The organism is Vibrio sp. R10-SG3-ISO3 (assembly GCF_059834225.1).
On record NZ_JCBDHE010000047.1, the window covers coordinates 122,399 to 136,724 of the forward strand.

A 14,326-nucleotide genomic window follows, 5' to 3' on the forward strand; every position below is an offset into this window, starting at 1 on the left:
GGTTTCTTTGCTTTTTTTGTGATGATTGATAGGTTGTGAATAGGGCCGTACGCTAGTGTTGAATAGCGATGTACAACCCTTGAGAAGCGGTTTTTATTTGAGGTGTAATCAATCTTCTTGGGCAGCGTAAAACGCAGCAACATCGCGCAAGTCTTGTTCGTTGAGTTTGGAAAGTTGCGCTTTCATCATCTGCGCGAGTGGGCCAGTTCGCTCATCTCGTTGATAGGCACGCATCGCGTTGAACAGGTAAGTGGCATCTTGACCGTTGAGATTAGGGTAATTGGGATTGGCGCTTTGGCCGGTGCTGCCGTGACAAAAAACGCAACTGGGTGATTTGACTTGTCCAAGCTGCGCGTCGCCGAAAGGTTTCGCATGTGCCCCGCTAGCGAGTGTTAACGCGGTGCTAGTGGCCAGCAGGCATACGTGGCGTATCCATCGATTCATTTGTACTCTCAATGTCGGTGTGTGTGGACTGAGAATAACGCTTCCCCTAGGGGGAAGCTCAATGGGCGAGATCAAAGCACACGTTGAATGTGCGCGCAGAGTGTGGAAATGTCGTCTTGGGTCACATCTTTGTGAGTAACAAAGCGGATGGGATTGGATGGTGTGATGAGAATATTCTCTTTGGCCAACGCTTCTGCGATGGCCTCTATATCAAGGTGTTTCTCTAGTTTGGCAAAGACGATATTGGTTTGCACGAATTCTGGATTGACTGAAAAACCGGGCAATGTATTTAGGGTATGCGCGAGCTGTTTGGCGTTGGCGTGGTCAATAGAAAGCTGAGCTACCTGCTCAGTCAGCGCTAATTTACCTGCAGCGGCCAATATGCCGGCTTGACGCATGCCGCCACCGAGCATTTTTCGGATGCGTCGTGCTTTGGCAATGTAGGCGTGACTGCCGAGCAGCAATGAGCCCACAGGCGCTGCAAGACCTTTAGAAAGACATACGGTCATGGAGTCGAAGTGACGTGCGATCTCAGTGACATCAACATCCAACGCGACGGCGGCGTTGTATACGCGAGCCCCGTCTAAATGCAGGCTTAAGCCGTGTCGGTCGACAAATTCTCGCGCTTGTGCCAGGTAATCGAGTGGCAGAACTTTACCATTAATGGTGTTTTCCAAGCTCAGTAAACGGGTTTTAGCAAAGTGACAATCATCGGGCTTGATGGCGGCTCGAAGTTTGTCGAAATCGAGAGTGCCATCCGGGTTGTTTTCAATCGGCTGGGGCTGAATTGAGCCAAGCACCGCAGCGCCACCTGCCTCATAGCGATAGTTGTGCGCTTGTTGTCCACATAAGTACTCGTCGCCACGTTCACAGTGTGCCATCAACGCTAGTAGGTTGGCTTGCGTGCCAGATGTGGTAAAAAGTGCCGCCTCAAACCCATGACGCTTGGCCGCGAAGGACTCAAGTTCGTTGACGGTCGGGTCATCGCCGTATACATCATCACCAACAGCGGCGTGGGCCATCGCTTCGCGCATGGCTGGAGTGGGTTGAGTCACGGTGTCAGAGCGAAAATCCATAACCTATCCTTATTAATGAGGGAAAACGAAATTCAAGAGAGATAGCCGCACAGTTTCGCTTTGCTGATGCATGCGATGGTTTTGGCGTCGGTGATCTCACCAGAAATGATGCGTTGTTCGATGTCGCGCAGCGATAAAGTCAGTACCTCAATCACTTCATCATCATCGCACGTTAAGTGTTTAGAAGCTGTGAGACCTTTGGCCACAAAAAGGTATTGAATCTCATCACAAAAACCTGCGAGCGGTGTGACTTGCCCTAAAGAAATCCACTCTGAGGCGCGATAGCCCGTTTCTTCTTCCAATTCACGTGAAGCGCAGTCGACAATGGCTTCGTTCGCTTCTAGTGTGCCTGCTGGGAGTTCAAGTAGCCACTTTTTAAGCGACGGCCGATATTGGTTCAGCATGACGATATCACCATTGTCATCGATAGGCAGCATAACCGCCGCGCCCGGGTGAGATATCGTGGTATGGGTAATCTGTTGACCATTGGGTAAGGTCACGGGTTCTTCAATAAGAGCAATCCGTTTCCAGGTGTGAATCGTGGTTTGTTTGTCCATTGGGTATGTGGTGTCCCTAGCATGTTGACCCTACCTTACCCATTTCGGCACCCGATGAAAAGTAATGAAGAGCGATGCGTTGGAATGGATTAATAACTCGGTGTGATGAATCGCGCAAATATGCAAACATTGATTACAGAAAATTAAGTAAAAAGCGAATCTGATATAACAAAGGGCTGATTATAATAAACTATACTTGTAACAAAGTAATAACAAATGTATAAAGCACGTTATACATTACGCTCGCTTAGCGCCCCGAGGATCGCCCAATAATGTTCAGTCAAAATAGAGTCCCCCACTCGCAGAAAGCGTTACTGTCGGAACGAATCAATAAGTTGGCTCACGCCCTATCTGACGGTGTCTACGAACGTGAAGATACCATCAAAATGTGTTTACTTGCGGCCCTGGCCGGTGAAAGCGTTTTTCTACTGGGCCCTCCAGGCATAGCAAAAAGTTTGATTGCTAAGCGCTTGATTCAAGCGTTTGATAACTCGTCCTATTTTGAATATTTGATGACACGTTTTTCTACACCAGAAGAGGTGTTTGGCCCGCTAAGCATACAAGAGCTGAAAGACAATGGCCGCTACGTGCGTCTGACCAATGGATATTTACCTACCGCGCAAGTCGTCTTTCTCGATGAGATATGGAAAGCCGGCCCCGCCATTCTCAATACACTCTTGACCGTGGTGAACGAGAAAACATTTAAAAATGGCAGTGATATTGAGAAAGTGCCCATGCGTCTTTTAGTGTCGGCATCAAACGAATTGCCCGATGAGGACAGTGGTCTAGAGGCACTCTATGATCGCATGCTGGTGCGTTTGTTTGTTAATCGAATTCAAAATAAGCAAAACTTCAAATCCATGCTCACCGTTGGCACGAAGCAAGAAGCCAAAATTCCAGAAGGCTTGGCGATTACCGATGAAGAATACCACCTCTGGCAGCAAGAGCTTGATACGCTTGAGCTGAGCGATGATGTGTTTGAAAAGCTGTTTGAACTCAAAAGCTTACTTGAGAAAGAGACTGGCGAAGTGCCCGGTTCGAGCGTGGATAAGGACATGTATGTGTCTGATAGACGCTGGAAAAAAGCCGTTAAGCTGTTGAAAGCCAGCGCCTACTTTAATGGCCGCGATGCGATCAACGCATTGGATCTGTTGCTGCTACAAGATTGCTTATGGAACAGCCCTGAATCTCGTGATGTTGTGCGCCGCGTCATTCGTCAGTTTGCGCTCAATTACGCGTTTGATCAGCAAAAGGTAGAGCAGCAAATTACCCTCTGCCGTGAAACGCTGCAAGACGTTCAAGAAGAACTCGAAGAGACGTTTGCTATTCAACTCTCTCTTGAATCTTCAACGGGATTACTGAAGAAGCAGGTTCAGTCGTACGATTTCTCCGATGCACGTTTATATAAAGTGGGTGTGACTCCGGGGCTTATCAAGTTGGTCCTTCTTCAGGCCAATATGTCGGTGTCTGAATCCGAAAAAGGCGACAGTCGTTGTGTGTTCGTCAGTAAACCTGATCTCGAGAAACTGGTTCGTGATGGCCACGGCGAAGTGAGCGGTTATGTCAATCAATCTACCGCGATTTGTCGTCTCCGTTTTGATGTGGATGCAGCCAATAACTTAGTCATTAAAGACATTGCGAATCGCGCAGTATTGTTGACCCCTGTCACGAGTGAAGGGCTAGACCAAGACCGCTTCCAAACTTGGTTAACGCGTTCAGAGGAGGCGTTGAAATCGTTAGAAGAAGCAGAGCATCGCTTGCGTAAAGCGCGCTCCAGTTTCCACGCTGCACTGCCACACAACTTTATCGACGAGGCGATCCCTCGTGAGATGGAAGCTGGGCTACAAGGTTTAACCCAAGCATTGGAAGCGGCCAAATCAGAGAGCGAAAAAGCGCTTTATCGATTGCAAACTTTGCCACCGGTTTTTGAGTAAGGGGAAACGTTGTGCTGGGTGCAGATGGACTTAATTTAGCATTAATGATCGCCGATTCGGGCATCGTTGAAAGCGCGATGAACGATATTGTTGCGCGCTCACAAGTGATGATCATGGCTGAGAACCGAGGAATGAAATCCTCGGTGAAAAATCATCTGTTGAAATGGCGCGGCAGTGTCAAAAAGCGCATCACTAAGGTGTGTGAAACGGAACGTTTTCAACAAGAGCTCGCGCTGTATCAAGAAGTCATTTATTGGGACGAAGCGAGGTTTCACGCTCAATTGCCTGAGGTCATTAAAAAGTTGGAATGGCACTCAGCGTTTTACATGCAGGCGAGGCGTCTTGTAGAGAAGAATAAAGGGGTTAAGAACCCGATGTTCGCCCACTATTTCTGCGATCAATGGTACAAAAGCTTGGTAGATGCGATAAAAGCTGCCCAGTTGAGTGAGCTAGAAGCGAGCAAAGAAAAAGCCCTCAAAGATCTCTATCAACGCATGGAAACCATGAAAAACATGGATAACGTTGCGAAAGAGGGAGACGAAGCGAGTATTGGGCGTCTGTGGGATATGGCTGCGGCGAAGCTGAGTAAAACTGATCTCGGCACCATGAAAAAACACGCGGAGTTTTTGAAAAAGAACAGCGGACTACAAAAAATTGCAGAGCAACTCGGCCGCATGGCGGGGCAAGTCAATGATCCTGATTTAAACCAAGCACCAGTGGAAGCGATTGAGGTCGTGGAAGAGAAAACCGACGAAGCGACAGATGACATTGTCGGTATCCACGAAAGTGATGATCTCAACAAGCTACTGCCCAACGAGACGATGTTTTTGGCATACCCAGAGCTTGAGGTGGTTTTTTACAAGCACCTAGCGGATAAGCGTTTGATGAATTATCGCGTGCAAGGGAAAAATCGCACGTTGCGAAAAGTGACGGCTCAACAGCCTGACAGTAAAAGTATTGAGATTGAAAAAGGACCTTTTATCGTCTGTGTGGATGCCTCTGGCTCTATGAAAGGGGCGCCAGAGCAATGTGCCAAAGCGATGGCCTACGCCTTAATGCAAATCGCACTGGCGGATGATCGCGATTGCTTTGTTATTCTGTTTTCTACGGAGCAGATTACCTACGAACTGACACGTCAAGATGGTTTGCGTGAAGCGAGTGATTTCTTGTCGTACAGCTTTCACGGCGGCACGGATCTCGAGCCTGTGATTCTTAAATCGATTGATTTGATGAGCAGTGAAAAGTACAAAAACGCCGATATGGTGGTGATTTCGGACTTTATTGCCCCGAAACAGTCACAAGAGGTACTGGATAAGGTCGCGGGCTTAAAAGAGAACAAAAACCGCTTCCACGCCTTGAGCGTGTCAAAGTATGGAAACCCAGAGCTGATGAGCATGTTTGATCATTGTTGGTCTTACCATCCAAATCTAGTCGGTAGATTGATGAAGAAATGGTAACGCCATAGTCTGCCCCAGATCATTATCCAAGTTGATTGAACAATGCCTCGCTTTCGCGGGGCATTGTCGTTTTATGACTTGCTAATTTATATGTGTATGGAAAATTCCGCGCGGCGATCCATTTGTGATATAAATCAATTTATGTGCAATTTAGCGGACTACTTCTCGCCAACGCAATGATAAGTTTGTATATTTATCAGATAATTATTCGCTGAATGTCACATTTTTTTGCCTTTTTATGCTACCAAGGGGAAATGAGACCACTCAGTACGTTTGACGTATTTTCCTTGCGTGGTTTTTCACATGGACAGTAAAGAAAAAAAAGTAGTTAGACATTACCTGTTCTTCTTTTTAGCCAGTTTATCGTTTGCGCTTGTGACTTTTGCCATCATTCGCTCACCGCTAAATCAAGCCTCTTTCCAGGTACTAGGCCACGCAAATATTGCGCCGCTTACCGCAGGAAACAATGACGCGGGTGCTAAGTTACTCAATGTCTCTGAACGAGGTGTGTCGATACGTTGTAGTGATGCACCTCAAGCAGAGCTTGACATGTGCGGCATCGTATTCCCATTACCTCATGACGTACAAAATGGCCATTTTTTGTCCCTCAGTACAAAAGCAACACTGAATGTGGAGGTTGAGTCGCTTTGGTCGGGTAGCACAGAGCAGCCGGGGGTCACGATCTTTGCTAAATCCTTATTAACTAAGGAGAAGTCCGAGCATTACGCTGTCAAAGATACCAAATATCAAGCTGTACGGTTTGAACCTAAAAGCACCCAGTCTATCCCTTTGAGTCGATTTCGGGTCGAAACGTGGTGGGAGGAGCTGTTTGATATCCCTTATGAGCAAGCCGATTTAGATTTTAGCCGACTCGTTGCACTTGAGTTCTACACTGGAGGTGTTCCTGTAAAAGCGGACGGAGAGTGGGGGATGACGATTAAAAGCCTCTCGTTTAGTTGGCAAATCCACAATGAATCAACGTTTGTTAAAGTGATGTTTTTTTATTGGCCGCTTCTTCTCGTGGGCTGTTTGGCACATTACCTTTTTTATACTAAGTCACTCCTGATCCTTGCCAAGGATAATGTTTATAGAGACAAGAAAACAGGCTTTTACACGGTAGAGCACTTTGTCAAAAATTATTCAGCTCTAGCCCAATACAATGAACCCGTGAGACTGTACTTGGTCAAGATCAGCAACTATCACGCCTTAAACCACCATTTTGGTAATCCTGCGGTCATCAAAGTTATGGAACGAATGTGGCAAAAAATGGTGCGAGAATTATCTAATCATAAGCTGACGATTTATCGGGTGACAGAAGATGAATTGTTGATCGAGTGTGTGGGTGAGAATTTAACTTCTCAGCAGTCTCAGTATTTACTTGATTTGAATGATTTAGGTGTCAATCTTGATGGGATTGGTCATCTAATGCTGGAAATCGTCATTGGCTACCTATCCAGTGACTTTTTACCTGAAACGGGCGTGAAAGCATTAGAGCGAGCGCGATTTGCTGTCAATATTGCCAAGCGAAATGAGCAGCGATCCGCCGAATTCAACTTCGATACTATGATGGCTCATGAAGAAGAGTATCAAATTGCAGACAGTGTGCGTATGGCGCTACAGAGTGAGCAGTTCTACTTGCTGTTTATGCCGATATACGATGCCGAGAGAGAGCAAATTGTTGGCGCGGAAGCACTGTTGAGGTGCCATTCGGAGAGTTTACGTCAACTCTCACCTGAGGTGTATATTACGGTCGCAGAACAATATGGATTGATTCGTGACATTGATCTTTGGGTTGTCGAAGCGTGCTTTAAAACATATCAAACCTATCGTGATAAATTGCCGGATGATTTTCGGTTGTCTATCAACATTTCATCACGAGAACTTCTTGATAAACAATTTATCAACGATTTTAAACGCCTACTTCGCCAGTATCGTGTACCAGAGCGTTTAGTTTGTTTAGAAATCACGGAAACCTTCTTTGTTCAGATGAAAGATTTCCATCTCAAAAGTATTGAGATTCTGCGTGAAATTGGCTGCCATGTTTCTCTGGATGATTTTGGTACCGGTTACACCTCTTACAACCATCTGGTTAATATCCCAGTTGATGAAATTAAAATTGATCGTAGTTTTGTCAATCAAATGGACACTGTCCAAGGTAAGGCCATTATCGAATCCATGATAAAGATAGCAGACTCGTTCAAATATGATGCTGTTGCGGAAGGTATTGAAACACAGAAACAATTTACTGAACTTCGAGCCATGGGATGTCGTTACTATCAAGGTTACTGGTTCTCGAAGCCGATCTCGATTGACGCGCTATGTTGTTTTGTAGATAAACCGGTTCACCTCACTTCTTAAATGGCCTGTACCCATAATTTTTAGATGGTTAATAGATATGTAATTCATTGAATTAACGAATGAAAAAACTACTATGCATTTAGTTTTATAGTCTAAACTAAAGCATGAGTTGGCTATGGAAGCAAAGCAATGAGAATTACAGATAAATCCTTGGTTGAGCAACAACAGATCTCAGAATCTGAGCTCAAACAACGGCTTCAGTTATTTCGCCTAACGTCGAGTGAGCTAGTGGAGCTACGTTCACTGAAAGGCGTGATAGTTCGCCAGTTAGATTCAATCGTTGCGGGCTTTTATGAGCACCAGACGAACACCCCTGATGTAGAGACTTTAATTGGTGATGCTGGTACTTTGCAACGCTTGATGAGCGCTCTGCGTCAGTATGTGATTGATTTGTTTTCTAAAGAGGTCGATCTCGACTACGTTGAGCATAGATTGAGAATCGGGTTGGTACACAAACGAATTGGCGTTGATCCAAAACTCTACTTGTCTGCCGTCAGTTACCTCAAAGAAGTGCTTTCATCGACGATCCGCTCGAATATTTCTGATATCACCATAGCCAATTATCAATGCGAAATTTTAAGCCGTTTGATGGATTTTGATGTCTCTTATATCTTTGATACTTATATAAAAAGCATGATGAATGAAATCGAGATGGAGCGGAATAAATCCTACCAATACGTCAATGAATTGGAGGAGATGGTCAGGGAAAGGACCAAGCACATTGAACTGATGGCAAGCCAAGATCCTCTCACCAATTTATACAATAAACGCGCATTTGAAGAAGTGGCAGAAAAGCTCTTCACAGAGTGTCATGAGCACGGAGATGGTATCACCGTGCTCTATATGGATATCGATAATTTTAAGGCGTTTAACGATAACTTTGGTCATGAGGAGGGGGATAGCGTTTTGATTGCGGTGGCGGATGCCATTCGAGGGATTTCTAGGGGCATTGACAAAAGCTTTCGCTTTGGCGGCGATGAGTTCGTTGTGTTGATGCCAAGCTGTAAAAAGCAAGATGCGCAGAAGACCTATGTGCCACGTCTGATTGAACGTCTGGCGGAAATCCGCGATGACGTCTCGATCAGTATTGGTGTCTCTGAATCAACGGCGAACCACCCATTGTCGATGCGAGACGCGGTCAGACTCGCCGATCAACAGATGTATCGTGATAAAAAAAGCACAGTGAGGCAGCCAAATCGCAGGTCATCACCAGTATTGTCAGTAAGCAAAAGTCGACATAACAGCGGCGTTCACTGAATGGCGAGTCCCGCTATTTCACAAACGACATATCAAACTCGGTTGATCGGTTTCGTCCGGATTCTTTGGAATAGTAGAGCGCTTTGTCTGCATGTTGTAACCAGGTTAGGTGGTTGGGTTGTTGTTCGGTCAACTCGCACACCCCGAGGCTGATGGTGTAGCGAACAGAGTACCCTTCGCACTCGACAATCGACTGTTCGATACGTTTTCTAAGGCGCTCGGTAAAATAGAGCGCTTGCTCAGAGCACGTACCTGGTAAGATAACCGTAAACTCTTCACCGCCGTAGCGGCCACAAATATCACTGCCACGAGAGGCTTTGATGAGCTCTTTTGCCGTGTGGCGGATCACCATGTCCCCGACAGTATGACCATAGTTATCATTAACTCGCTTGAAGTGATCAATATCGAAAATAACCAGTGACGCTGGTTTCCCGGTCACTTTAGCGTGATCAAACTCTTGCTGAAGACAATTTTCCCAGTAGGCACGATTGTAGAGTTGAGTTAAGCCGTCTGTGCGACTGAGATCCGACAGTTTTTGATTGGAATCGATGAGGTGGGTTTTGTTTTTCGCTACGTCCGTGACGTCATTGATGATAAGACTGACGTGAGAGACTTCGCCGTTCACTGACGTTAAAGGGGAGAAGGTGATGTTTTGGCGCATCTCAGGTAAGCCGTTGGAGATTGGGCTGAAGTTTTTGAATTTGAACAGGTAAGGGCGGTCTTCCCAGCAAGAGAATCCGCGGCTGTTCAAACGAAACGAGGTGTCGACTTTATTACGCAGCCAAGTTTCAGGTAAGTCTTGCATAACGTCAAACAACACTTTGCCAATGATTGCTTCGGCGCGAATGCCACTGTACGACTGCATAAACGAATTCCACGCCAAGACTCGGTAGTGCTTATCCAAGACGATAAGCCCTGCATCCAGTTCGCCGATGATCTGCATCGCCCAGTGAAAATCCCCCATATCATGCTTGATCACATTACACACTCCAATACGGATTCGATGGACTTCATTGAGTCATTGTCCATAAGGAAAATCACGTCACAGGCGACATCGAGATTTTCGGCGTGATAAACAAACTCAATGGTAAAAATCTCTTGCTCGTAGCCGTTTAAAAACTGAGAGCAGCTTAGCGCTCGTTGTAGCGGCTCTTTTTCCAGCACGATGGGCTGGCGCAAAGAGATAGCAATGTCGAGCTGCTTACTAAATGACACCAAAAACGAGGAGACTAATAAGTTAGCAATATCCAGGATCGCTTCGTTGGTTTCGGCATGAAAGTTGTCAACCGTGACAGCCGAAAATTGATCAATGCCTTGTCCATGTAAGCAGACGAGCGCCTCACCATTGATGCCATTGCCAACAAAGCGCTGTGAGACGGCGCGATATTCTGCATTGTTGACGATGTCTTGAATCGTCATTTTGAGTTCTGATTGATGCAAGGAGGCAACGTTGGGCAAAGGCATTTCAATAAATCGCCCGGTTTGTTCTGCAATGAGCGAGGCACTGGCACCGAGAGCGATATTGCTGATCTCTTTGATGTTATTGAGTAGCTCGTGAGCGGAGAGCTGCCGTGTGGGCTGTGTGTGTACCGAAGGGCACACTGGGATCCCATAGCGTTCAAATACCGCGTGAAGATCCATCGCGCTGAACGGCTTCTCAATGAAGTCGTGGGCGCCGAGTTCCCGGCAGCGCTGTTTTGCCTGATTTTGAATATCCCCTGATACCACGATAATCTGGGTCGGGTGCGCATGGACAGGTAGCGAGGCAAGCACTTCGAAACCATCCATGACAGGCATGGTCAAATCGAGGAACAGGACGTCGATAGGCTCAGATGCAAGGCGCTCTAAAGCGCTCTTTCCATTTTCTGCTTGGTAAAGAGTGATTGCCTGTGTATCAATGTTCGATAAAATCGCTTTGCGCGCGATTTTAGAGTCATCACAAACCAGAATCTTCATAAGATGATGGTTGACCCAGTCGTCGTTGCCATAAAATCAAACCCTCTCGGCTTGCATTGGTATCAATAATGAGACATTGCTTCAAAATTGCTGCGGGTTAGTAAACTCTTTTGCTATTGATTTTTCGAGTTATTTTTTTCTATCAGTAAAAGAAATTAGACTTTACGCACATATTACACTTGTATAAGTGTTTGGTTGGTTATGGTTTTTGTGTGTTTGATGTGCCACATGAATCGTGTCTACATTGAAATACTGAGTGATTGGTTCATCTTCTCCTTTTGCCATCGAGGACGATCCCGTAGACTTGGCCCTTTATGACATAAGGAGCTTAACCAAATGGAACTCACCAACTTCATCCACACCCTTGAACACTCTCCGGAGACGATAGAGTTTGATCAGACCATGGCAATCATTGAGCGTTACTACACGTTTACGCCTACCGCGTTCACCAATGGTGACACCTTTAATGAGGTGAATCAGAACAATGGGTCTTGCAAGATTTTTGCGTTTGGCCAAAAGAATCAACTGTCAGAGTCACAAACCCTCGCTTGCTTTGGGCGTTATTATCGTGAAGATGTCCTCAATCATCCGGCAGGGGATGATCACGCGAACATCCGCAATTTTATGCAAACCGGTTGGCAAGGTGTGAATTTTGAAGGTCAAGCATTAGCAGATAAGGGGTAAGCGTCGTCAAAGACAGGCGAGAGGTGGACGACTATATTGGATGACCATTTCGAACAATGTCTGCTCCAATTGGCGCATTTGTCAGCGAACACGCCTAAAATAGGGATTTTTGTTTGACTCCTCGTGCTGAATACGTAAAGTAAGCGCCGAACACAGCACTGAGACTCAGTGCTGTTCTAAAAAGGCGCGTTGGCAGAGTGGCTATGCAGCGGATTGCAAATCCGTGGACCTCGGTTCGACTCCGGGACGCGCCTCCATTCTTTCTCTATCTTGTTATTCCATCAACTCAGACAATAGCTGATAAGAACGCAGTTTTTCGCTCTGATCATACACCATTGCGTTGACCATAATCTCATCGGCACCAGTCCGTTCAACCAGTGATTCAATAGCGTGTTTAACATGAGCTTTGTCACCATGAATCGACTCTCGCAACTGGGTTTCAACGTGCAGTTTTTCTTGCGCCGACCAAAGCGGTGCCATGCTGTGTACCGGAGCGGGCAGCTTTTCACGACGGCCGCGTACCATTTTCAAAAACTTCTGTTTTTCTGTCGTCGCCAAATACTCTGCGTGCGATTGGCTCTCTGCAACAATGACGTTAGCACCAATCATCACGTAAGGTTTTGCTAAGTGCTGCGACGGAACAAACTCATCACGATAATAAGCTAACGCTCGAGACATCGCGTCTGGTGCGAAGTGTGCGGCGAACGCAAAGGGCAGTCCTTTCTGCGCGGCCAAACGAGCGCTGTACGTACTCGATCCCAGCAACCAAATCGGTATTGACGTGTTGTTACCAGGATAAGCCGCAACGGGTTGGTTTTGGGATACGGGACCGAGAAAAAATGTCAACTCTTCTAGCAGCTCAGCGAAGTCGGGATCCATACGCTCTGGATCGCGCCTTAGCGCATGCATTGTCGGATAGTCGGTGCCAGGCGCTCGTCCCAGCCCAAGATCGATCCGCCCTGGGTAGAGCGCGTCCAATGTGCCAAATTGCTCTGCAATAACAAGGGGCGCATGGTTGGGCAACATAACGCCACCGGAGCCTAAACGGATCGAGTGAGTGTGAGCGCCGATATGGCTGAGCAACACACTGGTGGCGGCACTGGCAATATCAGGCATATTATGGTGTTCCGCCATCCAAAAACGGTGATAGCCCCAAGATTCGACGGCTTGCGCCAATTCAACTGAACGTTGAAAAGTCTGAGAGAAGTCTGTGCCGTCAGAAACGGGCGCCAAATCAAGAACGGATAAGCGTGGGAAAGACATAGATGAGTATGGCCTGTTGATGAATGTTATCTAACACATGGTGTCGAGTACGTAGGTTTAAAAGGGCAAATTTGCCCTTTCACTGTGGACAAATTTGTCCTTAATCTCCGCTTAGATGAGACGCGTGATCGCTGCTGCGGCAATACCTGCTGCGATTGCTGGCAACGGTTTTTTGGTGGTAAAGCTCACGATGGCAGTCACCAAAAGTGCAACGCGAGCCCCTATGTCACCTTCCACCGCTAAGGGGGCCAACAGCGCGATTAACACCGACCCCGACATAGCGGTGATAAATTGCTGCACTCGGTAGCTAATTGGTACAAACGACATGACGAACACGCCACCCCAGCGTGTGAGCAGGGTGATCAGTGCCATGGCGATAATAATGATTAACGTGCCTTGCCAATCGGTTGAGATCATCATGCTTGTTTCTCCGTCCAAAAGGCGCCGAGCAACCCTCCTGCGAGCGCGCCAACCACAACATGGCTATTGTCGGGCAAATAATAATAGGCCAGCAAGGATGCGCATGCGGCCACGCCCCAAATAACGAACATACGCAGGCTCTTAGGTCCAATTGCTACCATAGAGAGTAAAAAGCAGCCCATGACCATATCGAGGCCTAAACTGATTGGGTCACTGATCAAGTTGCCAAACGCATAGCCAAGCCAGGTGCCTAGCATCCAAAAAGACCACAACGCCACACCGCCACCGAGCAGAAGGCCGAGTCCTCTCTGATGGCGGCCAAACGCATTCATCGACATAGCCCAGTTGGCGTCTGAGGCAAATAACATAACGCCATAGCGTTTGCTGGCCGGAAGGTGGCGTAGCCAAGGGTAAAGGGTCGCCCCCATTAACAAATGACGCGCATTAATGGCAAAGACGGTCACTAAAACGGGAATCAACGCGACCTCTTGTCCCCACATCTCTAACGTCGCGAACTGTGACGCCCCTGCGAAGACTAATCCACTCATCAGCATAATGGATAACGGTTCCAAGCCGACTTGGACCGCAGCGACACCAAACGCAATACCGAAGATAATCACAAAGAATGACAGCGGAACCAGCTCTCGAAAACCGTTCCAAACATCATGACGAGTAAAATGGTGCAGCTCAGTGCTGTCCACTTGTTGAGTTTGAGTAATCATGACTTTTCCTAGCCCAGTGTGCAGTGAAGTGATTTGCCACTGATTTATTATAAGAGCGTCTATCAGTACCATGAATATGTGCTAGACGCAAAAGGGTTGTGACGATGAATATTTGCACGGATTGATGGCTTTTTATCTAAACGGTTCAGCGAGTTACAGTTTTTTGTTGACCGCTTCTCTCAATTCGTTAAAGTACAC

General features: G+C 46.8%; 13 protein-coding genes and 1 tRNA gene. 6 read left to right on the forward strand and 8 right to left on the reverse strand.

What is annotated here, in order from left to right; translation table 11 throughout:
* Window positions 1-108: 108 nt before the first annotated feature.
* The 3 genes from AC6R1A_RS14545 to AC6R1A_RS14555 form a co-directional block, all read right to left on the reverse strand.
* Complete coding sequence (locus tag AC6R1A_RS14545; protein ID WP_500630757.1) at window positions 109-444, reverse strand: c-type cytochrome; 336 nt, start codon at window positions 442-444, stop codon at window positions 109-111.
* 71 nt (window positions 445-515) lie between these two features.
* Complete coding sequence (gene ltaE, locus AC6R1A_RS14550) at window positions 516-1,520, reverse strand: low-specificity L-threonine aldolase (protein ID WP_500633662.1); 1,005 nt, start codon at window positions 1,518-1,520, stop codon at window positions 516-518.
* 32 nt (window positions 1,521-1,552) lie between these two features.
* Window positions 1,553-2,077 (reverse strand): NUDIX hydrolase, encoded by a 525-nt coding sequence (locus AC6R1A_RS14555; RefSeq protein WP_500629506.1) that lies wholly within the window; start codon window positions 2,075-2,077, stop codon window positions 1,553-1,555.
* 272 nt (window positions 2,078-2,349) lie between these two features.
* On the opposite strand from AC6R1A_RS14555, the gene AC6R1A_RS14560 reads away from it, so the two are divergent.
* The 4 genes from AC6R1A_RS14560 (at window position 2,350) to AC6R1A_RS14575 (ending at window position 9,083) form a co-directional block, all read left to right on the forward strand.
* The gene (locus AC6R1A_RS14560; protein ID WP_500633663.1) at window positions 2,350-4,011 is read left to right on the forward strand and encodes an ATPase RavA domain-containing protein; all 1,662 of its coding nucleotides are present in this window, start codon (window positions 2,350-2,352) and stop codon (window positions 4,009-4,011) included.
* 11 nt (window positions 4,012-4,022) lie between these two features.
* Window positions 4,023-5,468 (forward strand): ATPase RavA stimulator ViaA, encoded by a 1,446-nt coding sequence (viaA, locus tag AC6R1A_RS14565; protein ID WP_500633664.1) that lies wholly within the window; start codon window positions 4,023-4,025, stop codon window positions 5,466-5,468.
* 303 nt (window positions 5,469-5,771) lie between these two features.
* Complete coding sequence (locus AC6R1A_RS14570) at window positions 5,772-7,826, forward strand: EAL domain-containing protein (RefSeq protein ID WP_500633665.1); 2,055 nt, start codon at window positions 5,772-5,774, stop codon at window positions 7,824-7,826.
* A gap of 129 nt (window positions 7,827-7,955) precedes the next feature.
* A complete protein-coding gene (locus tag AC6R1A_RS14575) occupies window positions 7,956-9,083 on the forward strand; it encodes a GGDEF domain-containing protein (RefSeq protein WP_500638801.1) in 1,128 nt (375 codons plus the stop codon).
* Window positions 9,084-9,096: 13 nt separating this feature from the next.
* Here AC6R1A_RS14575 and AC6R1A_RS14580 read toward each other — a convergent pair whose 3' ends face one another.
* Both AC6R1A_RS14580 and AC6R1A_RS14585 read right to left on the reverse strand, forming a co-directional pair.
* On the reverse strand, window positions 9,097-10,047 hold the full coding sequence (locus AC6R1A_RS14580) for a sensor domain-containing diguanylate cyclase (RefSeq protein WP_500633004.1): 951 nt from the start codon (window positions 10,045-10,047) through the stop codon (window positions 9,097-9,099).
* A gap of 11 nt (window positions 10,048-10,058) precedes the next feature.
* A complete protein-coding gene (locus AC6R1A_RS14585; RefSeq protein WP_500632977.1) occupies window positions 10,059-11,039 on the reverse strand; it encodes a response regulator in 981 nt (326 codons plus the stop codon).
* A gap of 336 nt (window positions 11,040-11,375) precedes the next feature.
* Between AC6R1A_RS14585 and AC6R1A_RS14590 the strand changes: the two genes are divergently transcribed.
* On the forward strand, window positions 11,376-11,723 hold the full coding sequence (locus tag AC6R1A_RS14590) for a HopJ type III effector protein (protein ID WP_500632978.1): 348 nt from the start codon (window positions 11,376-11,378) through the stop codon (window positions 11,721-11,723).
* A gap of 183 nt (window positions 11,724-11,906) precedes the next feature.
* Window positions 11,907-11,980, forward strand: a tRNA-Cys gene (locus tag AC6R1A_RS14595).
* A 16-nt stretch (window positions 11,981-11,996) separates the two neighbouring features.
* Here the strand turns inward: AC6R1A_RS14595 and AC6R1A_RS14600 are convergent.
* From AC6R1A_RS14600 to AC6R1A_RS14610, 3 genes are all read right to left on the reverse strand, one after another.
* Window positions 11,997-12,986, reverse strand: coding sequence for an LLM class flavin-dependent oxidoreductase (locus AC6R1A_RS14600; RefSeq protein WP_500629499.1), 990 nt, complete (start codon window positions 12,984-12,986; stop codon window positions 11,997-11,999).
* Window positions 12,987-13,097: 111 nt separating this feature from the next.
* Window positions 13,098-13,406 (reverse strand): AzlD family protein, encoded by a 309-nt coding sequence (locus AC6R1A_RS14605; RefSeq protein ID WP_500630766.1) that lies wholly within the window; start codon window positions 13,404-13,406, stop codon window positions 13,098-13,100.
* On the reverse strand, window positions 13,403-14,128 hold the full coding sequence (locus AC6R1A_RS14610; RefSeq protein ID WP_500632979.1) for an AzlC family ABC transporter permease: 726 nt from the start codon (window positions 14,126-14,128) through the stop codon (window positions 13,403-13,405). Before AC6R1A_RS14610 ends, AC6R1A_RS14605 begins: the two co-directional genes overlap by 4 nt.
* Window positions 14,129-14,326: the final 198 nt, after the last annotated feature.